The 23,237-nt window shown below is 72.5% G+C and carries 20 protein-coding genes and 2 pseudogenes; 6 read left to right on the top strand and 16 right to left on the bottom strand.

What is annotated here, in order from left to right; genetic code table 11:
• The first annotated feature begins 109 nt into the window (after positions 1–109).
• Entirely contained in the window at positions 110–2,002 is a 1,893-nt protein-coding gene (gene dnaK, locus BLW57_RS08345; protein ID WP_093473326.1) for a molecular chaperone DnaK, read from the top strand.
• A 27-nt stretch (positions 2,003–2,029) separates the two neighbouring features.
• Here the strand turns inward: dnaK and BLW57_RS08340 are convergent, their stop codons facing one another.
• From BLW57_RS08340 to BLW57_RS08285, 12 genes and pseudogenes are all read right to left on the bottom strand, one after another.
• Positions 2,030–4,531: an acyl-CoA reductase gene (locus BLW57_RS08340; RefSeq protein WP_093473325.1), complete on the bottom strand. Its 2,502-nt coding sequence runs from the start codon at positions 4,529–4,531 to the stop codon at positions 2,030–2,032.
• Complete coding sequence (locus tag BLW57_RS08335; RefSeq protein ID WP_093473323.1) at positions 4,528–5,694, bottom strand: LuxE/PaaK family acyltransferase; 1,167 nt, start codon at positions 5,692–5,694, stop codon at positions 4,528–4,530. Before BLW57_RS08335 ends, BLW57_RS08340 begins: the two co-directional genes overlap by 4 nt.
• Positions 5,691–6,827 (bottom strand): GNAT family N-acetyltransferase, encoded by a 1,137-nt coding sequence (locus BLW57_RS08330; protein WP_093473321.1) that lies wholly within the window; start codon positions 6,825–6,827, stop codon positions 5,691–5,693. Before BLW57_RS08330 ends, BLW57_RS08335 begins: the two co-directional genes overlap by 4 nt.
• Positions 6,824–8,104, bottom strand: coding sequence for an MFS transporter (locus BLW57_RS08325; protein WP_093473320.1), 1,281 nt, complete (start codon positions 8,102–8,104; stop codon positions 6,824–6,826). The genes BLW57_RS08330 and BLW57_RS08325 overlap by 4 nt, the downstream gene beginning before the upstream one ends.
• Positions 8,101–9,363 (bottom strand): phenylacetate--CoA ligase family protein, encoded by a 1,263-nt coding sequence (locus BLW57_RS08320; protein ID WP_093473318.1) that lies wholly within the window; start codon positions 9,361–9,363, stop codon positions 8,101–8,103. The genes BLW57_RS08325 and BLW57_RS08320 overlap by 4 nt, the downstream gene beginning before the upstream one ends.
• A gap of 239 nt (positions 9,364–9,602) precedes the next feature.
• Positions 9,603–10,487: an LLM class F420-dependent oxidoreductase gene (locus BLW57_RS08315; RefSeq protein ID WP_093473317.1), complete on the bottom strand. Its 885-nt coding sequence runs from the start codon at positions 10,485–10,487 to the stop codon at positions 9,603–9,605.
• A 48-nt stretch (positions 10,488–10,535) separates the two neighbouring features.
• Positions 10,536–11,258, bottom strand: coding sequence for a respiratory nitrate reductase subunit gamma (narI, locus tag BLW57_RS08310; RefSeq protein ID WP_093473315.1), 723 nt, complete (start codon positions 11,256–11,258; stop codon positions 10,536–10,538).
• Positions 11,255–11,749: a nitrate reductase molybdenum cofactor assembly chaperone gene (narJ, locus tag BLW57_RS08305; RefSeq protein WP_093480592.1), complete on the bottom strand. Its 495-nt coding sequence runs from the start codon at positions 11,747–11,749 to the stop codon at positions 11,255–11,257. The genes narI and narJ overlap by 4 nt, the downstream gene beginning before the upstream one ends.
• Positions 11,749–12,087 (bottom strand): annotated as a pseudogene (narY, locus tag BLW57_RS08300) (nitrate reductase subunit beta); the annotation flags it as partial. The pseudogene narY and the gene narJ, both read right to left, overlap by 1 nt.
• Positions 12,077–12,275, bottom strand: a pseudogene (locus BLW57_RS43050) (hypothetical protein); the annotation flags it as partial. The pseudogenes narY and BLW57_RS43050, both read right to left, overlap by 11 nt.
• Before the next feature lie 121 nt (positions 12,276–12,396).
• The gene (locus BLW57_RS08290; protein ID WP_093473314.1) at positions 12,397–13,260 is read right to left on the bottom strand and encodes a helix-turn-helix domain-containing protein; all 864 of its coding nucleotides are present in this window, start codon (positions 13,258–13,260) and stop codon (positions 12,397–12,399) included.
• A 98-nt stretch (positions 13,261–13,358) separates the two neighbouring features.
• A complete protein-coding gene (locus tag BLW57_RS08285) occupies positions 13,359–14,192 on the bottom strand; it encodes a helix-turn-helix domain-containing protein (protein WP_093473313.1) in 834 nt (277 codons plus the stop codon).
• A 155-nt stretch (positions 14,193–14,347) separates the two neighbouring features.
• Between BLW57_RS08285 and BLW57_RS08280 the strand changes: the two genes are divergently transcribed.
• The 4 genes from BLW57_RS08280 (at position 14,348) to BLW57_RS08265 (ending at position 17,680) form a co-directional block, all read left to right on the top strand.
• Positions 14,348–14,653: a 4a-hydroxytetrahydrobiopterin dehydratase gene (locus tag BLW57_RS08280; protein WP_093473312.1), complete on the top strand. Its 306-nt coding sequence runs from the start codon at positions 14,348–14,350 to the stop codon at positions 14,651–14,653.
• Positions 14,654–14,658: 5 nt separating this feature from the next.
• A complete protein-coding gene (locus BLW57_RS08275) occupies positions 14,659–15,408 on the top strand; it encodes a class I SAM-dependent methyltransferase (protein WP_093473310.1) in 750 nt (249 codons plus the stop codon).
• A gap of 87 nt (positions 15,409–15,495) precedes the next feature.
• Positions 15,496–16,413, top strand: coding sequence for a class I SAM-dependent methyltransferase (locus BLW57_RS08270; protein ID WP_093473309.1), 918 nt, complete (start codon positions 15,496–15,498; stop codon positions 16,411–16,413).
• A gap of 565 nt (positions 16,414–16,978) precedes the next feature.
• Entirely contained in the window at positions 16,979–17,680 is a 702-nt protein-coding gene (locus BLW57_RS08265; protein ID WP_093480591.1) for an SDR family oxidoreductase, read from the top strand.
• A 12-nt stretch (positions 17,681–17,692) separates the two neighbouring features.
• On the opposite strand, the gene BLW57_RS08260 is transcribed toward BLW57_RS08265, so the two are convergent.
• Positions 17,693–18,400 (bottom strand): glycoside hydrolase family 75 protein, encoded by a 708-nt coding sequence (locus BLW57_RS08260; protein WP_093473307.1) that lies wholly within the window; start codon positions 18,398–18,400, stop codon positions 17,693–17,695.
• 208 nt (positions 18,401–18,608) lie between these two features.
• Between BLW57_RS08260 and BLW57_RS08255 the strand changes: the two genes are divergently transcribed.
• Positions 18,609–19,220 (top strand): antibiotic biosynthesis monooxygenase, encoded by a 612-nt coding sequence (locus tag BLW57_RS08255; RefSeq protein ID WP_093473306.1) that lies wholly within the window; start codon positions 18,609–18,611, stop codon positions 19,218–19,220.
• A 69-nt stretch (positions 19,221–19,289) separates the two neighbouring features.
• Here the strand turns inward: BLW57_RS08255 and BLW57_RS08250 are convergent, their stop codons facing one another.
• From BLW57_RS08250 to BLW57_RS08240, 3 genes are all read right to left on the bottom strand, one after another.
• Complete coding sequence (locus BLW57_RS08250) at positions 19,290–20,126, bottom strand: aldo/keto reductase (protein WP_093473304.1); 837 nt, start codon at positions 20,124–20,126, stop codon at positions 19,290–19,292.
• A gap of 107 nt (positions 20,127–20,233) precedes the next feature.
• Entirely contained in the window at positions 20,234–22,060 is a 1,827-nt protein-coding gene (locus tag BLW57_RS08245) for an AMP-dependent synthetase/ligase (protein WP_093473303.1), read from the bottom strand.
• Positions 22,061–22,345: 285 nt separating this feature from the next.
• Positions 22,346–23,215, bottom strand: coding sequence for a LysR substrate-binding domain-containing protein (locus BLW57_RS08240; protein WP_093473301.1), 870 nt, complete (start codon positions 23,213–23,215; stop codon positions 22,346–22,348).
• Positions 23,216–23,237: the final 22 nt, after the last annotated feature.

The raw sequence follows: 23,237 nt of genomic DNA, 5'->3' as shown, positions 1-23,237 counted from the left end.
TCGCCGGGGGCGCGGCACACCCGTTTCCTGGGAACCCGTGGATTGACAGCGCCGTACGCACGTCCTGTGCTGGAAGTGCCGAAGGCGCCCGGGCGGAAGGGGACGGACCATGGCACGTGCGGTCGGGATCGATCTCGGGACGACGAACTCCGTGGTCGCCGTCCTGGAGGGCGGCGAGCCGACGGTCGTCGCCAACGCGGAGGGCGCGCGGACCACCCCGTCGGTGGTGGCCTTCGCGAAGAACGGGGAGGTGCTGGTCGGCGAGGTCGCCAAACGGCAGGCCGTGACCAACGTGGAGCGCACGGCCCGCTCGGTGAAACGGCACATGGGCGATCCGCAGTGGCGCTTCCCCGAGCAGGGCTCCCTGGACGGCGCACGGCTGCGCGCGCAGGAGCTGTCGGCCCGGGTGCTGCAGAAGCTGAAGCGGGACGCGGAGGCCTACCTGGGCGAGGACGTCACGGACGCGGTGATCACCGTGCCCGCCTACTTCGACGACCACCAGCGGCAGGCCACCAAGGAGGCCGGGGAGATCGCCGGCCTGAAGGTGCTGCGGATCATCAACGAGCCGACCGCCGCCGCCCTCGCCTACGGCCTGGATCGCGGCGAGGAGCAGACGGTCCTCGTGTTCGACCTGGGCGGCGGCACCTTCGACGTGTCGCTGCTGGAGATCGGCGACGGCGTCATCGAGGTGAAGGCCACCAACGGCGACACGCACCTCGGCGGCGACGACTGGGACCAGCGGATCGTCGAGTACCTGGCCAAGCGGTTCAAGGGGCAGTACGGCATCGACCTCGCGGCCGACAAGATGGCGGTGCAGCGGCTCCGGGAGGCCGCGGAGAGAGCCAAGATCGAGCTGTCCTCCTCCTCGGAGACGTCGATCAACCTGCCCTACATCACCGCCTCCGCCGAGGGCCCGCTGCACCTGGAGGAGAAACTCACCCGGGCCCAGTTCCAGGAACTCACCGCCGACCTGCTGGACCGCTGCAAGACCCCCTTCCACCAGGCGGTGCGGGACGCCGGGGTGGAGCTGTCCGCGGTCGACCACGTCATCCTGGTCGGCGGCTCCACCCGGATGCCCGCCGTCACCGAGCTGGTGAAGGAACTCACCGGCAAGGACCCGCACAAGGGCGTCAACCCCGACGAGGTGGTCGCGGTCGGCGCGGCCCTCCAGGCGGGCGTCCTGCGCGGTGACGTCAAGGACGTCCTGCTGCTCGACGTCACCCCGCTGTCCCTGGGCATCGAGACCAAGGGCGGCATCATGACCAGGCTGATCGAGCGCAACACCACGATCCCGACCCGCCGTGCGGAGATCTTCACCACCGCCGCCGACAACCAGCCCTCGGTCGCCATCCAGGTCTACCAGGGCGAACGCGAGATCGCCGCGTACAACAAGAAGCTCGGCGTCTTCGACCTCACCGGGCTGCCGCCCGCGCCGCGCGGTGTCCCGCAGATCGAGGTGGCCTTCGACATCGACGCCGACGGGATCATGCACGTCTTCGCCAAGGACCTCGCCACCGGCCGCGAGCAGAAGATGACCGTCACCGGCGGCTCCGCCCTGCCCAAGGACGACATCGACCGCCTGATGCGCGAGGCCGAGCAGTACGCGGAGGACGACCGCCGGCGCCGCGAGGCCGCGGAGACCCGCAACCAGGCCGAACAGCTCGTCTACCAGACCGAGAGGTTCCTCGCCGACAACCGCGACCGCGTACCGGCCGACACCCGTGGCGAGGTCGAGGAGGCGACCGCCGGGCTCAAGGCCCTGCTGGAGCAGGAGGCCGACACCGCCGCCCTGCGCACCGGCGTGGAGAAGCTCGCCACCGTCAGCCAGAAGATGGGTCAGGCGATGTACGCGTCCGCCTCCGCGTCCGGCGGCGAGGCGTCCGGCGGCGAGGCGTCCGGGGAGCGGGGCGGCGGGGAGCACCGCACCGCCCCCGACGAGGAGAGCGTGGTCGACGCGGAGATCGTCGACGAGGACGGGGACGCGAAGGGAGGCGCGGCCTAGGCCGCGCCCCTTCGGCGGGCGGGCCGGCTACCGCAGGTCGACGACCGTGCGCAGCTTTCCGCTGGTCGCCGTGCGGGCGAAGGCCGCCCTGGGCACGGTCTCCACGGCCACGGCCAGCAGGCCCTCGGCCTCGGCCGCGGCCAGCTCCGGGACCTCGGCGGCCAGCGCCTCGCGCGCGGCGGCCGCGTCCCCGGCGTACTGCTCGTCGAGCCGGACCGTCAGCAGTTCCCGGCCGGTGCCCGGGGCGACCAGCAGCTGCACCTCGCCGTGGTACGCCAGCCGCTCCTGCGCCGCCCGCAGGACCCGCCGGTAGTTGACGAAGTAGGTGCCGACGCGCACCACGTCGCCGTGGCGTCCGAGGAGTTCCAGGCGCGGTACGTGGCTGCCGCACGCGCACGGTCCCTCCACGGCCCGCCCCAGGTCACCGATCTCGTAGCGCTCCAGCCGCTGACCGGAGCGGGCCCGGGAGGTGAAGACCAGCCGGCCCGGCTCGCCCGGCGCCACCGGCCGGTCCTGGAGCGGGTCGAGGATCTCCAGCGTGTGCAGGTCGGTCAGCACGTGGTGCACGGAACCCTCGCACGCGGTGCACTGGTAGCCGAGCGGACCCAGGTCGGTGCTTCCGTACGCGGCCGACCGGATCGTCTCGACCCCGAACTCCTCGTGCAGCACCTGGCGTTGCTCGGCGGTGAAGTGCTCGCCGCCGTAGAACACCTTCTTCACGCCGCCGTAGGCCCGCAGCCGGTCCGCCTCCGCGTGGAAGAGCTGCCACAGGTAGGACGGCATGCCGAACACGGTGTCCACACGGTGGGCGACCAGCGCCTCGGCCACCAAGGCGTGGTCGGGACCCGCGGCCATCGGGATCTGGGTGGCGTCGAGCCGCTCCAGGATGGAGAAGAAGCTGATGAAACTCCCGTACATCCCACCGCAGTAGAACAGGTTGGCCGCCCGGTCGCGGGCCGGGTCGAACCCGGCGGTGAGCAGCCCGTGCGCCGCCGCCCGCATCTGGTTGTCGTAGTCGTCGCAGGTGAACACCGACAGGGCGGGCGCACCGGTGGAACCTCCGCTGCGGAAGTACAGGTGCGCGTGGCGCGGGTCCAGCGTGGCGAGCGCGCGCTGCACGCCCTCCTTGCCGAGCAGGGGCGCGTCCGGGGCCGGGGGCAGCACCGGGGGCGCCACCAGGTCGTCCAGGCAGGCGACGTCGCCGAAGTCCGCGCCCGGTGCGCGGACGCCGACCCGGCGGCTGTAGCGCTGCAACGCATAGACGCCGTCGTGCGGTTCGCCCTCGTAGCCGTCCAGCATGGAGCCGACCGGGGTGACGCGGGTGACGCCCGCGGCGAGCAGGGCGCGGGACAGCGCGGCGAGGTCCGACCGGTCGCCGCCGACGGCGGCCGTCTGGAGGTAGCGGCGCATCGGCCGCAGGGTCGCGACGAGTGCGGCCCGCGGCAGCGGCTTCACCCACACGCTGCGGTGCAGCGGGGAGGCGTCGAGCGCCGGGCGGGTGTCCGCGAGGACCCGCCAGGAACCGTCCTCGGCGGCGAACACGCGGGTGAGGCCCAGGTGTTGCTCGAGCCGTGCGAGCTGCTGCACGGTGCTGATCTCCGCCTGCTCGGCGGTGCCGGGCAGCGGTGCGGGGCGGGCGTCGGACACCTTCGCCAGCCGCTCGGCGAACCGGGCGGCGAACGCGAAGAGTTCCTCTGTGTCCCCGGTGTCCAGGTAGACGACCTGCGGGCTGGAGCACGCCTGCTGCTCGAAACGGCAGACGTCGGCGGCGAGGGCGTCGAGCAGGGCGTCGTCGGCCGCCGCGCCGGGGGTGAGGTAGGCGAAGGAGATCCGGTGGCCCCACTCGACCACGCGGCAGCCGGGCGGCGCGAGTTCGCCGACCGCGCGCACCGCGTCCTCGCCGCCCCACACGGCGATCGCGTCGGCCTGCCCGCACAGCGTCCGGAGCCAGTCCCGGCGCGACGACGCGAAACGCAGCACGACGACGCGTTCGGCGATCAGACCGCCCGGGTCGGCCGCCCCCAGCGCGGTGAGCAGTTCGGCGGCCAGTCCGCTGTCGGCGCTGCTCGTCTTGAGGACGTTGAGGTTCCCGGCGAGCAGTCCCTCGACGACGCTGAGCGGCGCCACGGCGGCGGCGTTCGACGGGGCGATGTGCACGAGCAGGCCCACGGGCGCCCATGACTCGTAGACCGTCTCGCGGGCGTCCGGCCGGGTCAGGCGCTCCGGACGCAGCCCGCCCAGCTCCCGGCGCAGCTTGCGTTCCAGCGCCTGCCGGGTGAGGGCGGTCGCCAGCTCCGCGAGGACGCCCGCGGCCTCGCCGGCGGGCAGGTGTCCGGCCAGGCGGCCGTACAGGTCCGAGGCGGGATCGGCGAGCCGGCCGCCGACGGCGGCACAGGCGTCGAGGACCACGTCGGTGGGCAGCGGGCGGGCCAGGACGCGCCCGGCCCGTTCGGACAGCCCCGCGAGCCGCCGGCCCGCCTCGGCGTCGTCGACGAACTCGCCCTGCCAGAGGTGGAGTACGGCAGTCACGACATTCCCTTCAGCAGTTCGGCGGCGGCGACCGCGCAACTGCGGTTGCGGCTCACTCCGGCACGGCCGTGCACGGTGAACCAGTCGGTGGACGACGGGCAGGGGCACTCCTCGCCCGGATGCAGCGAGGCGAGGTCGCCCATCACGACGCTGTGCGCCGGCACGGCGGTGATGTACGGGCTGACCAGGTGCAGGAAGCCGGGCTCCCCGTACGGCAGCGGCCGCAGGGTCGCGGTGTCGCGGACCGCGGCCCGGGACCAGACCGGCACGTGCAGCCGGTGGTGGGCGCACTCGACGTACGGCACGCAGTGCTCGACGGACCCGAAGGTGTCGCGGACGCGGTCGCCCGGGACGCCGAGGAGCTCGGTGACCTCGGCGCGGAACGCCTCCTTGCCGATCTGCCGGTCGGCGTGGCCCTTCCAGCCGCCGCCGAGGATCACCAGCGACCCCGCAGGCAGCAGCAGCCGCTCCGTCCCCAGGGCCCGCATCCGCTCCAGGGTGAAGTAGAGGAAGGCGGGGAAGCCCAGGATGCGGACCGGTACGTCGTCCTCGGCGTACCGGCGCAGTGCGGCGATGCAGCCGTGCACGTCGAACTCGTGGCCGCCGCCGGTGTGCCGCAGGGCGTGCATGATGTGCCGGGCCGGGGCGAAGTCGCACAGGTAGTTGTCGGTGAACGACGTGCCGAGCTTCAGCGACGGCGCGGGCTCGTAGCTGTAGAGCAGGTAGTTGACCGGCTGTTCGGGGGTGATCCAGCCGTAGTGGTCGAAGATCCGGGCCACCATGCGCTGTGCCGAGCGGATGGTCCACTCGTCGAAGAACATCTGCGACTTCTGGCCGGTGGTGCCCGAGGAGGTGAGGTGCAGGAACACCTCGTCGCGGGGGATCGAGAGGACCTCGTGGCGCTTGAAGAAGGCGGCGGGCACCAGCGGAGCGCGCACCCCCGCGCCGATGGTGGGCGCCGGGTCCTCGGGCGGATCCGAGAGCAGACCGGCGAAGAAGGCGGAGCGTTCGGCGTGCCAGGCGTGGGTCTCGGCCATGGCGGCGGCGAACAGTCCGTCGGGTCCGGCTCCGGACGCGTACGGCTCGGCCAGGTCGCACAGCGCCTGCACATGGCCGAGCGCCGCCGGGTCGGGGACCTCGACGGGAGCGAGATGGGGATTCAACGGGACACCTCGTGAAGGGGCAGGTAGGTGGTGGTCCAGGCGCTCAGGTAGGCGCCGAGGTAGGGCTGGAGCAGCGGGCCGGCGGCCGTCGCGCGGAAGTCGATCTGGCGGCTGGTACGGGACAGCACGACGTAGTCGTGGAGCCGGTCGCCGATCCGGCGCATGGCCGGATAGACCGCGCTCGGTACGAAGCCGGAGGCGAGGAAGACGTCCAGGGCCGCGGTGTCGGCGAGCGGCAGCAGCGTCTCGGCGTAGTCCGCGCCGGCCCGGGTGACCGTGGTCATCAGCGACTCCAGCGCGCCGCTGACCGCGGCCGGACGGGGATGGACGGCGACGATGGCACAGCTCCCGGCGACCGGATCGAGGTCGGCGTACGCCTCGAAACCGCCGTCGGCGGCCACCAGGACCGCGTTGGGCGTGTGCAGCGGGAAGAAGCGGTCGCCCGCGTCGGGGAAGTGCTCCAGGAAGCGGCGGCGCACGAACGCCGGGGCGGCGATCAGCTCGATCGGCTCGGCACCGGGCGCGGTGGGCAGCGGGGCGCGGGACGGCACGCGGCCGGTGTCCGCGTAGTCGATGCCGACGCCCGCACGGGCGGCGGCCAGCAGCGCGCAGAGGCGTTCGGGAACGTGCGGCACGGGGGCGCGGCGGGCCAGTACGCCGTCGGCGTAGCGGGCGAACAGCGCGAGGGTCTCGCACCCCTCGACCTCGACGGCGTTGGGCAGCAGACCGAGCGGCCGGAAGCCGTTGCGCACGACGACGTGCTGCGGGCCCTCGGTGACGACCCGGACGGTGGCGTACACCGAGTCCAGCCGGCCGGTCGCGAAGGCCTCGTCGCAGACCGCTCCGGTCAGCCGCGACGCGAGACCGCCACCACGGTGGCCGGGATGCACGGCGAGGCCCAGGAGCTTGCCGATACGGCTGCCCGGATCGGTCTGCACGACCGCGGAGCCGACCAGGGCACCGCCGGGCGTGCGGGCGGTCAGCCAGTGGTCGGTGCCGCCGGTGATCAGTCGGCGCATGACGGCCGGGTCGCTGCCCAGCGGCACGGGGTAGCCGTGCCCGTACACGTCGAAGTACAACTGCCGCAGTTCCGCGACGTCCTGGAGGGTGGCGGGGGCGAGGACGACGCTCATGACCGCTCTTCCGCCGTCGCGAGGGCCGGTACGGCTTCGGCGGGTGCCGTCGTCCCGTCGGTGCCCGTCCGGCCGCCGAGCCACCACAGCGCCAGGGCCACCGGCGCCAGACCGGCGCCCTGCACCAGGCAGAGCACACGGGCCGTCAGGTGGTCGCCGAGCACTCCGAAGGCGAGGGAGGACAGCGGGAACGCGACGCCGAGCAGCGCCTGCATCACCGCGAAGAACCCCGGTTTGTCCTCGGCGGGCACCAGGCGCTGGAACAGCGCCACGAACCGGACGCCGATCACGCCGACGCACCAGCCGACGACCGCGAGCGCACCGAGCGCGACCGGGCGGGCGGCGACGAGGCCCGGCAGGGCGAGGGCCGCCGCCGTCCCGGCCAGGCACACGCTGCCGAGGGCGACCGGACGCCCCGGCACACGGGCGCCGGTGAAGGACCCGACGAACGTGCCCGCGCCGAGCGCGGCCTCCAGCAGGGCGACGGTGGACCCGGTGGAGTGCAGGACACCGCGCGTGTAGAGCGGCATCACGACGTAGACGGCCGTGGTGCAGACGTTGGCGGCGGCGAAGCAGACCAGTACCCGGCGGATGAACGGCAGTCCGGCCAGGATCCGGCGCAGCGTCCGTCGCGGTGGCGCGGGAGCGCCGGCCGGATCCTGGGCCGCCGTGCCGGCGTGCGGGAAGCGGACCGAGACGACCAGCAGGGCGGCGAGCAGATAGGCGGCCGCGCATCCGGCGACCACGCCGACGAGGCCGCCGGAGTCGACCACGAGGGGGCCGAGCAGCCCGCCGCCGAGCCCGGCGACCGACTGGGTGGCCAGCTCGAAGCCGGTGGCCGACTCGATGTCGGCGTCCTCCACCAGTTCGGGCACGGAGGTCGTCAGACACGGGTCGAACAGCGCCTGGCAGGCGGCGAGCACCAGCCCCACGGCGTAGACGGCGGCCAGGGGCAGCGCCCCGGCCTGCGCGGCCGCGGCGGCGGCAGCGGCCGCCACTCCCGCCGTGGCCGCGGTGCCGGCCAGCACCGTCCGGTGCGCGCGGCCCGCGACGACCCGGGCGACCACAGGGGCCAGTGCGACCGCGGGCAGCGTGCTGACCATGAGGAACAGCCCGGAGCCGAGCCCGCGGTGAGCCCCGCCCGCGACGGCGACGAGCCACCAGACCGCGCCGACCTGGAACATCCGGCCTGCCGCCTGGGTGAGGAGCTGGCCGGACCATACCCGGCCGAAGGAGGGATTGCGCAGCACGAGGGGCCGACGCGGCGGCACGCTCATGACAGGGGCCGTTCGTCCACGACGCGCACGAGCTTGCCGGAACGGGAGTTGACGGCCAGCTCGCGGTGGTGGGCCCATTCGACGACGAGCGGGTTCACGTGGCCCGCGGCGGCGGCGCTGCCGTACAGCGGGCGCTGGGCGAGGACCGCGGCGGCGACCGCGTCGGCCAACGCCGTTGCCGCGCGGGCGGGTTCGGCCGTGGCCAAGCGCAGGACCAGGCCGTCCCGGCCGTCCTCGCGTCGCACCACGAGTTGGAGTCCGGTGACCTCACCGGCCGTGTCGGCGGCGGTGACGATGTCGTGGACGTCCTGGGTGTGCAGGGTCACCGGGCCGACCCGCACGCCCTCCTCGGCGCGGCCCAGGATGCGGAAGACGGCGGCGTCCCGGTCCACCCACTCGGCCCGGTCGCCGACCGGGTAGCGCAGGACGGGCATCAGCCGTCTGCGCAGGTCGGTGACGACGAGCCGCCCCGGCACACCGGCTCGCGGGATCGGCCGTCCGCTCTCCTCGTCGACGATCTCGACCACCGTGTGCGGTGTGAAGGCCCGGTGGACGCGTGGATCGCCGCCCGGTACGGCCTCGCCGAGCAGGCCCGCGTCCACGCTCGCGTAGCCGAGCGAACGGGCCTCGGCGTTCGGGAACGCGGAGCCGAGCAGCGGCAGTTGGTCGCCGAAGAGGCACTCCCCGCCGAAGAACAGCAGCTCCACGTCCGGCAGTGTCCGGCCGGCGGCGACGAGGCGTTCGGCGAGCGCGCACAGGGTGGTCGGCGTTCCGGCCACGACCTGGACCCGGAACTCCTCCAGCGTGGCCGTCGTGGACTCCCAGGGAGCCGCCCCGCCGATGGGCAGGCGCACGTTCGCGACCGGGGAGCGGTGCAGCGAGTCGAGGACGAAGCTGAAACTGGCGTACAGGTCGCCCGCGTAGAACAGGTCGGCCACCCGGTGTCCGGGCCGCAGACCGGCGTTCACGATTCCGGCGCCGAACGCGGCCGTGAACTCGCGCCATTCGTCGCGGGTGTAGCAGGAGAACTTCGGCGACCCGGTGGTGCCGCCGCTGCGGAAGACGACGGCCTCTTCCAGGGGGGCGGTCAGCAGCGTGTTGTCGCGGGGGGAGTTGGCCCGCCAGAAATCGGCCTGGGGAACCAGCGGGAGTTCGGTGAGGTCCGCCACGTGTCCGGGCAGATGGGCGTAGAGATCCCGGTAGAAGGGCGAGTTGAGGCGTGCGAAGCGTATGAGCTCCGCCAGTGGTTGAACGGGCATCAATTCCTGCTCGAAGGCGTGGAACCGTCGGCGCGAGAAAGGCGGACGGCGGTGCGAAGAGACGTCGAAGGAAAAGTCGTTGAAAATGCGAATCAACGGTTCACCCGCGGAAATGGGGTGCCGGACCAGAAGGATATCTCAGAATCCGGAACGCACTTGCACTCCAACTGTGCATGTGAGCAGTGGCACTTCGGAATCCCGTCAGGCGGCGACGGTCATAAGCAATCGTTGAATACCCCTCAAGTGGCTTTTATGGAATGCCCACCGTTCAACCATGGTCCGGCGATTCCGCCTACCCAGCGTGCCGCCTCGTCAGGTGCCTCGGGCGGCGCGCCGACGACCACCACCTCGGTGACACCGGCCCGGGCCAGCTCGGGCAGTACGGCGGGAGTGGCATCGGTCAGGGCGACCGCCACGGTCAGTGCGGCCATCGGACGCCGCTGCTCCACGCAGTGCCCGGCCAGCACGGACACCCGCTCCAGGGCCTGCGCCGTGGAGAGGTTGAAGCCGTACCAGCCGTCCGCGAGCGTCACGGCCCGGCGCAGCGCCGCGTCGCCGTTGCCGCCCATCACCACGGGAACCCGCCGCTCCCGCACCGGTTTCGGGTTGACCCTGATGTCCCGGAAGCGGGTGAACTCCCCCTCGAAGGTGGCCACGTCATCCCGCCACACGGTGCGCATCGCGGCGAGGTACTCCTCCGTCCGCCGGCCCCGCCCCGCGAACGGGACGCCGAGCGCGGCGAACTCGTCGGCCGACCAGCCGATGCCGATCCCCAGGGTGAGCCGCCCGGCGGACAGCACGTCCAGCGTCGCCGCCTGCTTCGCCACCACGACGGGCTGGTGCTCCGGGAGCAGCAGCACCCCCGTGGCGAGCCCGATCCGTTCGGTCACCGCCGCCGCGAAGCTCAGCGTGAGCAGCGGGTCGAGCCAGTCGGCGTCGGACGGGACGGCGATACGTCCGTCGTCGGAGTAGGGGTACCGCGAGGCCGGCGCGTCGACCAGCACCACGTGCTCACCCGCCCAGAGCCGGGCGAACCCGTGCGCCTCCGCCGCCCGCGCGACCGCCCGGACGACCTCCGGACGGGCGCCGTGCCCGATGCCGAGGGCGTGCAGAGCCACTCGCATACGCCGCCTCCTGACTCGTCTGCCGTACCGGCCGCCCGGAGAGGGGCCCTAACCGCCGAGCCGCTTGCAGCCCCGCCGTTCCGGACGCGGCCCCAACTGCCGCGGGTCCCAAGCCCGGTAGACCACGTACGGCCGGAACAGGTACTGCACCGGCGCGCTGGACCTGTGCACCGGACGGCTGTACGGCACGAACGCGATCAGCACCATGCCGACCACCGCGTGCACCTGGTGGAGGACCGGCACACCGGCCATCAGCCCCGTCTGCGGCTGGAGCGTGAAGAGACTCCGCGCCCAGGGGCCGATCGTCCGCCGGTAGTCGTAGCCGTCACCGGCCGAGTGCGACAGCTTGGCCACCATGCCGAGCACCACGGCCCCGACCAGCGGGACGTCCATGGCCTTGTCGTCGGCCGTGGTCGCCCGGAACACCGGGGCCTTGGTGCGCCGGCGGTAGACGAGCAGCAGGATCCCGACGACCGTCAGCGCCCCGGCCGCCGTACCGCCGTACAGCGAGAACAGGTGGTGGACGTGCTCGTCCGCACCGACCGCCGCGGTCCACGACGAGGGCACGAACAGGCCCACCAGATGCCCGGCGGGCACGAACAGGACGCCGTAGTGGAAGACCGGCGAGGCGATGTTCAGCAGCCGCGACTCGTACACCCGCGACGAGCGGGCCGTCCAGCCGTACTTGTCGTAGCGGTAACGCCAGACGAGACCGGCGACCAGCAGCGCGAAGGCGCTGTACGGCAGGGCGCCCCACAGCGGGGTGGTCATGGGCGCACGCCGGTCCGTGCGGCCGGCAAGGCGGCGCACACCGCGTCCAGCACACTGGCGTACGGCGTGCCGTGATCGCTGAGCCGGGCGCGCAAGCGCTCCAGACCGTCCCGGTGTCCGGTCAGCAGCCCGGTCTCGCCGGTGCGCGCCGTGAACTCCAGCACCGCCGGCAGGAAGTCCGGCAGCTCCTCGCCGGTGAACTCCAGCCCGTGCCGGCGGTAGACGTCCTTGAAGCGCACCAGGGACATCCCGCGCCGCCGGGTGTCGCCGTCGTGCCACCAGCTGAGGTACAGACTGTGCCGGTTGTGCAGGTCGAAGACCTGCTCGTAGTGCGCCTCCAGCTCGGGCAGCGGGGTGACGGCCGCGTGGTCGGTGAACTCCCGCAGCTGTGGGGCGGCTTCACGCAGCAGCGGCAGCCGGGCCACGAAGTCGTCGTCCGGGTAGGTCAGGCAGAGGGCCGCCGCCTGGTACAGCACCGTGTCCGCGGGCATCACGCCTCCTTCGCGTCGTCGGACGTCTGCCGTCTGCGCAGCAGATGGAAGTTCTCCACGGACACCAGCGGCAGGTTCCTGCGCCCGGAGTCCTGCCCGAACGGGCCGTCGCCGCCCATGGCGGGACCGCCCTCGTACTCGAGGCTGCACCCCTCGGGCAGGGCCGACTCCTCCAGCCGGCGGGCGTCGCCGAGCGCCCGTACCGGCCCGGTGTCGCCCGCGGTGAACATCTCCGCCAGGTACTCCAGCGGAATGCGCAGGGTGCCGATGGCGCCGACCAGATTGCCGGCGTCCTTCGCGTCGTGCCCGGACCCGGACAGCGCGTCCACCACCGGAGTTCACCCCGTGCGTGGAGTGCATGACCTTGTCGTGGCTCCACCGGTCCCGGTAGAACGCGTCCCCCTCCCGGCCACCGGGTCAGCGTGACACTGTGCAGGTCGGCCGCGGGTGTGCCGGGCCGGAGGAACCGCCCGGCCGCCAGCAGGGCCGCGCCGGGCTCCCTGGGCGGTATGTGCGTGTCGGTCACGTGCGCTCCTCGGCCTCGCCCTGTGGTTCGAACCTAGGGGCGGGCACCGGGGCGCACCTGTTCACAGACCCGTACGGGTCATCGGGTCACCGGGGACGGACGTTCGGGCGGGGGAGTGGTCTCACAGTTTCTCGCGGCACTCCTGCAGCAGCTTCCTGGTGCGCTGCGCCGAGGCCGCCCGGGCCGTCATGTGGTCCAGCACCTCCAGATGCGCGGCGACCTCCCGGCGCGAGTCCAGGTAGAGCGCGCCCGTCAGGTACTCGGTGAAGACCATGTCCGGCAGCTCCGGCTCGGCGAACCGGAACAGCGTGAACGGGGCGTACGTTCCCGGATGCGGGCCCGAAGCGAACTCGGCGAGCTGCAGCGTGACCCGGTCGCGCTCCGCGTACTCCAGCAGCCGGTCCAGCTGGCCGCGCATCACCTCGGGCCGCACGCTGACCGGGCGCCGCAGCACCGTCTCGTCCATGATCACCCACAGGTGGGGCGGATCGTCCCGCTCCAGCAGCGTCTGACGTTCCATGCGCAGCGACACGTGCCGCTCTATCGTCTCCGGCACGGTCTGCCCGATCGTCCCGGCCTCCATCACCTCACGCGCGTACGCCTCCGTCTGGAGCAGCCCCGGCACGAAGTGGGGCTCGTAGGAGCGGATGACCCGGGCCGCGCCCTCCAGACTGACGTACAGACTGAACCAGTCCGGCAGCACGTCGTGGAACCGCTGCCACCAGCCCGGCTGGTTCGCGTCCTCGGCCAGCCCCACGAACGCGGCGGCCTCGTCCTCGGCCACCCCGTACGTGTCCAGCAGCACCTGTACGTAGGGGATCTTGAGAGCGACCTCGGCCATCTCCATGCGCCGCACCGTGGCCGACGCCACCCGCAGCACCCGGGCGGCCTCCTCGCGGCTCAGCCCGGACGCCTCACGCAGCTCCTGCAACCGCTTCCCGAGCACCACCTGACCCACGGTGGGCGCGGCACGCCGCTCACTCACGCCACGCCCTCCCCTACGCGCCGGAAGTACGCGGGCAGTCTGCCACGGGACGCCGTCTCGCACACGCGGTCGAGAGGACCCGGTTCCGGTCTCCTTCCTCAACCCGCCAGCGAGTGCAGGTACTTGGTGGTCGCCGGGTCCGCCGGCAGGAACGTCTCGATGGCGAGCTCGGCGACCGTGACGTCCATCGGGGTGTTGAAGGTGGAGATCGACGACACGAAGGACAGGATCCGGCCGTCGTGCTCGATCCGCAGCGGCAGCGCGAAGTAGGGGACGGGTTCGGTCGGTTCGCCGTCGTGCGCGTCCTCGGGCACCGGGTAGGCCGACACCTCCTCGTACAGGGCGCGCAGCCGCTCGGAGCGCTGGAGGGCGATCTCCCGCTCCATCTGCGCCAGCAGGTGCCCGCGCCACTCCCGCAGGTTCCGGATGCGAGGCGCCAGCCCGTCGGGATGCAGGGTCAGGCGCATCGCGTTCGGCGCCGGTGCCATCAGCTCCTCCGGTACGCCCTCCAGCAGCATCGCGATGCCCCGGTTCGCGGCGACGACGGTGTACCCGGCGTCCACCACCAGGGCGGGGTAGGGCTCGTAGCCCACGATGAGGCGTTCCATACCGTCGCGCAGCGCGTCCAGCGCCGGGTCGTCCAGCGGGGTCTCGGGGAAACGCGGGGCGTAACCGGCCGCCAGGAGAAGAGAGTTGCGCTCACGCACCGGCACCTCCAGGTGCTCGGCGAGCCGCAGCACCATCTCCTCGCTCGGCCGGGACCGGCCGGTCTCGACGAAGCTGATGTGCCGGGCGGAGGAGTCGGCCCGCAGCGCCAGTTCCAGCTGGGAGATCCGGCGCCGCTCCCGCCAGGCGCGCAGCAGCGGGCCGACACCCTTGTCGGTGACGGCGGCGGACCCGGATGCGGGAGGAGCGGACGCGACAGTGGTCATACCGACGACCCTAGTCGAGGCGCACCCGGCCGGCGGAGCAGCGGCGGCCGGGGCCGCCGCGTCGGCCGAGTGGGGACGCCCCTGACGTGGCAGGCTGAAGACGTACCCGCCTTCCCCCGAAAGGGACACCCCCCACCCCGAAGGGAGCCCCCGCCGTGGCCGTCGAACCGCTGTCGCAGAAGGAGATCGAGGACCGGCTGGCCGAGTTGCCCGGCTGGTCGGCCGACGGTGACCGGCTCACCCGCTCCTACCGCCTCGGTTCCCACTTCGCGGCTGCCGCACTGGTGATGCACGTCGCCGGCATCCAGGACGAGCTGGACCACCACTCCGACCTCACCCTCGGCTACAACACCGTCTCCCTCAGCGTGAACACCCACAGTGCGGGCGGCGCCGTCACCGAGAAGGACTTCGTCCTCGCCCGCAGGGTGGAGGACATCGCCCCGGCCCACGGCGCACACTGAGGGGCGTGCTCGACTACGACGAGGAAGCCCGGCACTACGACAGCTCCCGCGGCGGCGAGGCCAGAGCCGCCGCGGCCGCCCATGCCCTGCTCGGCCTGATACCCGACGCCCCGGGCCGGCTCCTGGACGTCGCCTGCGGCACCGGGATCGTCACCCGGCGGCTCGCCGCCGCCCGCCCCGGGCTGCGGGTGACGGGAGCCGACCTCACCCCCGCCATGGTCCGTACGTCCTCGGCCCGGCTGCCCGGCGCGGTCGTCCGGGCCGACAGCCGCCGACTGCCCTTCCGCACCGGCAGCGTCGACGCGGTCACCACCGTGTGGCTGCTGCACCTGCTGGACGACCCCGACGGCGTGCGAGCCGTCGTCGCCGAGTGCGCCCGGGTGCTGCGGCCCGGCGGGACCTACGTCACCACCGTCGACAAGGCCGCGGCGCACGACGTCGGCAGCGACATCGACGCCGTCCTCGTCGGGCGTCCGCGCCGCCCCGCCGCGGACGCGGCCGGCCCGGTCACCGCGCACGCGGGCCGGCACGGACTCCGGCCCGCGGGCCGCGGCTCGTTCCCCGGGGCCGGCCAGGGCCGCAGCCCCCGCGCCACCATCGCCGACCTGCGCCGCGGCTGGTTCACCATGCTCCCGCCGGGCGAGCCGCGCACCGAGGAGTTCGCCGCCCGCCTGGCCCGGCTGCCGGACCAGGACCTTCCCCGCCCCGACCCGGTGTTCCACCTGCGCGCCTTCCGGAAACCGGTAGAGGGGTGAGCGGGATTTGCCGTATCGGCAAGGGGACTGGCCCCCGGCCGGTGTGCCGTCGCACGCTGGCGGCACCCGGACGAGAGGCTGGCCCACATGGCGCACGACCACCACGACACCGAGCACCGATCCGCCCACGGCCACCGGCACGGCCACGGGCACGGCTCGGGCACGGACATCGACTGGGGTGAGATGGGCTCCCTGCTGGAGACGCAGGCGGAACTGTTCTCGCCCGTCTACGAGCGGGCCATGGCCTGGCTCGCCAAGGAGGTGACGGAGCCGGGGCTCGTCGTGGACGCGGGCAGTGGCCCCGGAGTCGTCTCGTGCCTGTTCGCCGAGGCGTTCCCCGGCGCCCGCGTCGTCGCCGTCGACAGTGCGGGTCCGCTGCTGGAGCGAGCCCGTGCCCGGGCCGCCCGGCAGGGCGTCGCCGACCGTTTCGACACCCTGACCGGTGAACTTCCGGGCGTGCTGGGCGAGTTGAACTACCCGGCCGACCTGCTGTGGGCCAGCCGCAGTCTGCACCACCTCGGCGACCAGCGCGCCGGGCTCACCGCGTTCGCCGAGCGGCTGGCGCCCGGCGGCACGCTGGCCCTCCTCGAAGGCGGCCTGCCCAGCCGCTTCCTGCCCCGGGACATCGGCATCGGCCGCCCCGGGCTGTCCGCGCGGATCGACGTGCTGGAGGAGGAGTGGTTCGCCCGGATGCGGGCCGACCTGCCCGGCTCCGTCGCGGAGGTCGAGGACTGGCCGGCCCTGCTGACCGCCGCCGGGCTCCGGCACGCCCGCACCCGCAGCTTCCTGCTCGACCTCCCGGCCCCGCTCGGCGACCGGGCGCGCGCCTACATCGCCTCGCACCTGGCCCGGCTGCGCGACGGCATCGGCGACGGACTCGACGCCGACGACCTCGCCACCCTGGACCGCCTGCTCGACCCGACCGACCCGGCGAGCGTCCACCACAGGCCGGACGCCTTCATCCTGAGCGCCTACACGGTCCACACGGCAGTACGCCCCCTCTGACCGCCCCTGCCCTGCCGGGCGGGGGCGCTTCTCGCGCCATGCCCGGCGGTGCTGCTGGTTCGGTACGCAGGGGGTGCGCGTCCTCTCCTGTCCGCCTGGGGCCGCCACTCGGGTCACGGTGCTGCTCCCGCTGCGCCCGGCGGTTCCGGCCCGCCGGGCCCGGCACGAAGCTCCGCCCTGGCCACCCGGCCGATGCCGTCGCACGCCGCGGGCCGCCCGGCTCACGACGGCACTCATTGCCCACACTGACGGGCCCGGCCCGGCCAGGGGCTTGGCGGAAGGTGCCGGCCCGACCCGGCCTCCGCGGTGTGCGGGCCGGTGCTGCGCACGGCCGACCCATCCGGCGTCTGTGCCCCGGCCGCCCGGCGCCCCAGGCGCTCGTGCGGGGCCCAGCCGGGCGGGGCGGTGGCCGTCATCACCGTGCCGCCCCCGGCAATGTCGTGCCGGGAGGCGGCCGGGCCCGCCGGCGCCGACGTCCCGTAGCGCCGCGCGCGACCCGCACTTGACTTCGAGTGCTCTTCAAGTGGTGGGCTGGGCGGAGTTCACCGACACACAGGGGGAAGACATGAACGACTCTCCGGTCGCGCTCGTCACCGGTGGAGGCAGCGGTATCGGGGCCGCCGTCGCGCGGCAGTTGCTGGACGCCGGGTACCGGGTCACCGTCACCGGGCGCGGGGAGCAACGGCTGCGGGCCTTCGCCGAGGAGCTGGGGAACCCCGACGGGTTGCTGACGGCCGTCGGCAGCGCGTCGGCGTACGACGACGTGCGGGGCGCGGTCGGCCGCACGCTGGAGGCGTACGGCCGGCTCGACACCGTCGTCGCGAACGCCGGCGTCGCCACCCACGACTCCGTCGCCGACGGCGACCCGGCCGGCTGGACCGAGATGGTGCTCACCAACGTCCTCGGTCCGGCCCTCCTCATCCGCGCCTCCGTGGACGCGCTGAAGGAGACCCGCGGCCGGATCGTGCTGGTGGGCAGCGTCGCCGGGTTCGTGAACACACCCGGCAACATCTACGGCGCCACCAAGTGGGCCGTCACCGGACTCGCCGAGAACACCCGGCGGCAGGTCACCGAGTTCGGGATCGGGGTGACCCTGGTCGCCCCCGGCCGGGTGGAGACCCCGTTCTGGGACGGCCTGGGCAGCCTGCCGCCGGGGCATCTCCTCACCGCCGACCAGATCGCCGACTCGGTCCTCTGGGCGATCCGGCAGCCGGCCGGGGTCGACGTCAACACCGTGGTCGTACGCCCGCTGGGACAGCCCAACTGACGTACGCGGACCTCAGTTGTTCCGCAGGAACTGCCTGGCCAGCTGGTCCCCGAGGGTCACCGCCGCGCCGTGGTTCTCGATGGGGGACACCTTGGAGTTCTTGAAGAGGATGTACGTCACGCCCGAGTCGACACCGCCGGTGGCCGGGTCGGAGTCGATGCCGAGCGCCTTGGCCGTGGCGTACGACGCCTCCCCGATGATCTTCGTGGGCCCGGTGTCGCCGACGACGGCGTACTCGACCTTGTTGTTGTAGATCACGGCGACGACACCGCCGCCCTTGATGCCCGCGCCGGAGTAGTTCCAGATGCTGCTGGAGCTGGGCACCACCACGTACGGCAGCGACTCGGCCTTCAGCGGCTTGCCGTCGGACTGGTGGAAGGCGGTGTCGTCCTGGTACCAGGGGTCGCGGTCCTCGTTGCAGTTGGCGGTGCGCTGGCCGTCGCAGTCGATGTCCATGTCGGCCTTCCAGAACACCGCGCCGTTCTTGCCGCACACGGGCACCGTGGCCGAGGTCTCGTCGTCCGTCTTGTACTTGCCGTTGGAGATCTGGGAGCAGGACGTCACCTTCGCGAGCAGGTCGGACGCGCTGACGGTGCCTTCCTGAGCGGACGCGGGGGTGGTTCCGGGCGCCGAGGTCGCCGCCGCGTTCGCGGGGAGGACCCCGGCGGCGAGCAGGGCGGCCCCGGAAGCCGCGGTGAGGGTCAGTGATCGAAGACGCACTGTGGGGGACCCTTCTGTTAGGAAAGTTTCCTTACCGAGTGTCGTACAAAATGGCCCTGCTTGCATGTTCGCGTCAACCCTTGGGGGTGAAGTCGCGAAACCGGCGCGGATTGCGGCGAATTGTGACTTGGGCAAGAGTGGATGCACCGGATGTTCCGGAAGTGTCCGACCCTGTCAGTGGTCACCGCACCGGGAGGCGAGGGGTTCCATGTTCGTACGCACGGTGTACGCGACCGGCGATCCGGCCGAGCTGGACACGGCGATCCGGGCCATCAACTCCGAGGGACGCGACCTGCTCGAGGAGCGGCCCGGCTACCGGGGCGCGGACGTCTACGTCGACCGCGAACTCGGGAAGCTGCTCACGGTGAGCTGGTGGGACTCCGAAGAGGCCCGGCACAACAGCGACGAGGTGATGCGCGAGCGCCGGCCCGCTCTGCTGGAACCCTTCGCGGGCACCGTCGCGGTCGAGAACTACGAGGTCGCCGTCTTCCACTCCATCGAGCACCCCACCGCGGGCGGCGGACTGCGCCTGAGCCGGGTGGAGTTCGAACCGGTGGACGCCGACCTGTTCGCCGACACGTTCCACTCCAGTGTGGTGCCCCGCTACGAGACGCTGCCCGGCCTGGCGCGAGCGGTCCTGTTCCTGGACCGGGAGCACGGACGCGGGCTGGTCGGCACGGTCTTCTCCGACCGCCGCCACCTCGCGGCGTCCCGCGCGGGCCAGGCGGCGGCCCGGCACGAGGGCGCGGCCAAGGCGCACGTGACGGTGGTCTGCCTGGAGGAGTTCGAGGTCGTGCACACGGACGCGCGGGTGGAGTGAACCGGACACGGCCGTGCGCCCCGCCGGGCCGGCGGGGCGCACGGTGTGATCTCTCTGATTCCCGCGGCCTCAGGCCATGTCGAACGCGGCCGGGTCGGGACCCAGGCGCCGGTCCTCGTTCAGGGCGCTGATCGCCGCGAGGTCCTCGTCGTCCAGGCTGAAGTCGAAGACCTGGATGTTCTCCTCGATCCGGGACGGCGTCACGGACTTCGGGATGACGACGTTGCCGAGCTGGACGTGCCAGCGCAGCACGACCTGGGCCGGCGTCCGGCCGTGCTTCTGCGCGATCGCGACGATCGCCGGCACCTCCAGCAGGCCCCTGCCCTGGCCGAGCGGGGACCAGGCCTCGGTGGCGATTCCCTGCTCCGCGTGCAGCTCGCGCGAGGCGTGCTGCTGCAGGTGCGGGTGCAGTTCGATCTGGTTGACCGCCGGGACCACGGAGGTCTCGGAGATCAGGCGCCGCAGGTGCTCGGGGAGGAAGTTGGACACACCGACGGCCCGGATCCGGCCGTCGGCGTGCAGCTTCTCGAACGCCTTGTAGGTGTCGACGTAGGTGTCCCGGGACGGCAGCGGCCAGTGGATCAGGTACAGGTCCAGGTAGTCGAGACCCAGCCGCTCCAGCGACGCGTCGAAGGCGCGCAGCGTGGCGTCGTACCCCTGGTCGCTGTTCCAGAGCTTGGTGGTGACGAAGATGTCCTCGCGGGGCAGGCCGGAGGCGGCGATCGCCTTGCCGGTGCCCTCTTCGTTGCCGTAGATCGCCGCTGTGTCGATGCTGCGGTACCCGGCCTCCAGTGCCGTGGCGACGGCCCGCTCGGCCTCGTCGTCCGGCACCTGCCATACGCCGAAGCCCAGCTGGGGCATCTCGACGCCGTTGTTGAGGATGATCGGGGGGACCTTGCTGCTCACGAGCTTCTTGATCCTTCGGTTGTCTACAGGTGGTACACCTATCGTCAACGATCACGGCCCGCGATGCATTCCTGACGCCGCGATCGGCCGGTGCGAACCCGGATGCGTCAGGACCGGTACAGCGCGTCGACCTCGTTCTCGTACGCCTTCTCGATCGCCTTGCGCTTCAGCTTCAGCGAGGGGGTCAGCAGACCGTGCTCCTCGGTGAACGGCTGGGCCAGTATGCGGAAGGTGCGGATCGACTCGGCCTGCGAGACGAGGGTGTTCGCGGCGACCACCGCACGCCGCACCTCCGTCTCCAGGTCCGCGTCGTGCACCAGCTGGGCCGGCGGCATCCCCGGCTTGCCGCGCATCTGGAGCCAGTGCTCCACGGCCTCCTGGTCGAGGGTGACCAGGGCGGCGATGTAAGGGCGGTCGTTTCCGACGACGATGCACTGGTTGACCAGCGGATGCTCGCGGACCCGCTCCTCCAGCACGCCCGGTGAGACGCTCTTGCCGCCGGAGGTGACCAGGATCTCCTTCTTGCGGCCGGTGATCGTCAGATAGCCGTCCTCGTCCAGCACGCCGAGGTCGCCGGTGGCCAGCCAGCCGTCGTGCAGCGTCCCGTCGGTGGCCTTCGGGTTGTTGAGGTAGCCCTGGAAGACGTTGCCGCCGCGCAGCCAGACCTCCCCGTCGTCGGCGATGTGCACGCTCACGCCGGGGATCGCCTGGCCGACGCTGCCGTAGCGGGTGCGTTCGGGCGGATTCGCGGTGGCGGCGGCCGTCGACTCCGTCAGGCCGTAGCCCTCGTAGATCTGCACGCCGGCGCCCGCGAAGAACAGTCCCATCCGGCGGTCCATCGCGGAGCCGCCCGACATCGCGTTGCGGATCCGGCCGCCCATCGCCGCCCGCACCTTGGAGTAGACGAGCTTGTCGAAGAGCTGGTGCTGCATGCGCAGTCCCGCCGACGGGCCGGGCCCGGTGCCCCACGCCTTGGCCTCGACGGCCTCGGCGTACTTGACGGCGATGTCGACCGCCTTCTCGAACGGGCCCGATCTGCCCTCCTTCTCCGCCTTCCGGCGGGCCGCGTTGAACACCTTCTCGAAGATGTACGGCACGGCGAGGATGAAGGTCGGCTTGAACGCGGCCAGGTCCGGCAGCAGGGCGGCGGCGTGCAGCTGCGGCTGGTGGCCGAAGCGGACCCCGCCCCGGATGGCGGCGACCTCCACCATCCGCCCGAAGACGTGCGCGAGCGGCAGGAACAGCAGCGTGGACGCCTCGCTGTCCTTCTTCGTGTGGAACACCGGCTCCCACCGGTGGATCATCGTGTCCGCCTCGAACATGAAGTTCGCGTGGGACAGGACGCAGCCCTTGGGGCGGCCTGTGGTGCCCGAGGTGTAGATGATCGTCGCGACGGAGTCGGGGGTGACCGCCTGCCGGTGCCGGTGCACCACCTCGTCGTCGACGTGCGCCCCGGCGTCGTACAGCTCCTGCACACAGTCCGCGTCGAGCTGCCAGAGCCGGCGCAGCTGGGGCAGCCGGTCGATGACCGTGGCGATGGTCATCGCGTGGTCCTCGTGCTCCACGACCGCCGCCGACACCTCGGCGTCGTAGAGCATCCAGAAGCACTGCTCGGCCGACGAGGTCGGATAGATCGGCACCACCTGGGCGCCGATCGACCACAGGGCGAAGTCGAACAGGGTCCACTCGTAGCGGGTGCGGGACATGATGGCGACCCTGTCGCCGAATCGGATGCCGCCGGCGAGGAGGCCCTTGGCGAGGGCCATGACCTCGTCGCGGAACTCCGCGGCGGTCACATCGCGCCACTGTCCGGCGGTGTCCTTACGGCCGAGCGCGATACGCAGCGGGTCCGTCAGGGCATGGTCGAAGACGACGTCGGCCAGACCGCCCACCGGCGGCCCCGACGCCAACGGCGGGTTGGTGAACTCGCGCAAAACCTCGCTCCCCGATCCTCGCTGCATGGGCACGCCCGTGACGCTCGGCACAGCGCCGTGAAAGCTACCCCACGGTTCCGCCGGGCGGGAGGGGGTCGGAAACCTAGCAAACCTCACGTTTTCCCAGCACGGTGGCCGGAAAATGCCCCCACATGGGGAAGGGACGGACACAATACTGACGGGTCAGTAAGTTTCGGCACCGTAATCTCCACCGAATCTGTACGCGCCGATTACGGCGTAGCGGCCCAGGAAAGGCGTGGTGGTCTCCTCGGCCGTCGGCGCCGGTCAGTCGCTGTGCCGACGCAGGCGTGCGCCGCCGGAGAGGATCGCGGCCGCCAGGGCGTGGGCGGCGCCCTCCGTCGTGTCGCGGCGTCTGCCGTGCACCAGGACGAAGTCGACCTTGCCCAGATCCGGCAGGCCGGCCCGGTCGGGCAGCCGGACCAGACCGGGCGGGATCAGCCGCCGGGAGTGGGCCATCACCCCGAGGCCGGCGCGGGCCGCCGCGATCAGCCCGTTGAGGCTGCCGCTCGTGCACGCGATGCGCCAGTCCCGGCCCTGCCGCTCCAGAACCTCCAGCGCACGGGCCCGGGTGAGGCCGGGCGGCGGATACACGATCAGCGGCACGGGCCGGTCCGGGTCCAGGCGCAGTCGCTCCGCGCCGATCCACACGAGGTCGTCGCGCCAGACCAGCTCGCCGCGGGCGTCCTCGGGGCGCCGCTTGGCCAGCACGAGGTCCAGCTTCCCGGCGGCCAGCCGCTCGTGCAGGATGCCCGAGAGCTCCACCGTCAGCTCAAGGTCGACCTCGGGATGATCGTGACGGAAGCCCTCGAGGATCTCCGGCAGCCGGGTGAGCACGAAGTCCTCCGAGGCGCCGAACCGCAGCCGGCCCCGCACGCGCGTGCCGGTGAAGAAGGCCGCCGCCTGCTCCTGCACCTCCAGCAGCCGGCGGGCGAAGCCCAGCATCGCCTCGCCGTCCTCGGTCAGCTCCACCGAGTGGGTGTCCCGGAAGAACAGCTGCCGGCCGGCCGCGTCCTCCAGCCGGCGCACATGCTGGCTGACCGTGGACTGGCGCAGCCCCAGCCGCGCGGCGGCCTGGGTGAAGCTCAGCGTCTGGGACACCGCGAGGAACGTACGCAGATGCGTCGGCTCGTACACGCCTCCCGAGCCTACCCGCCCA

Source organism: Streptomyces sp. 1222.5 (assembly GCF_900105245.1).
GTDB classification, from domain to species: domain Bacteria; phylum Actinomycetota; class Actinomycetes; order Streptomycetales; family Streptomycetaceae; genus Streptomyces; species Streptomyces albidocamelliae.
The sequence above is the reverse complement of the archived record's forward strand: the minus strand, read 5'-3'. Positions and strand labels throughout refer to the sequence as shown.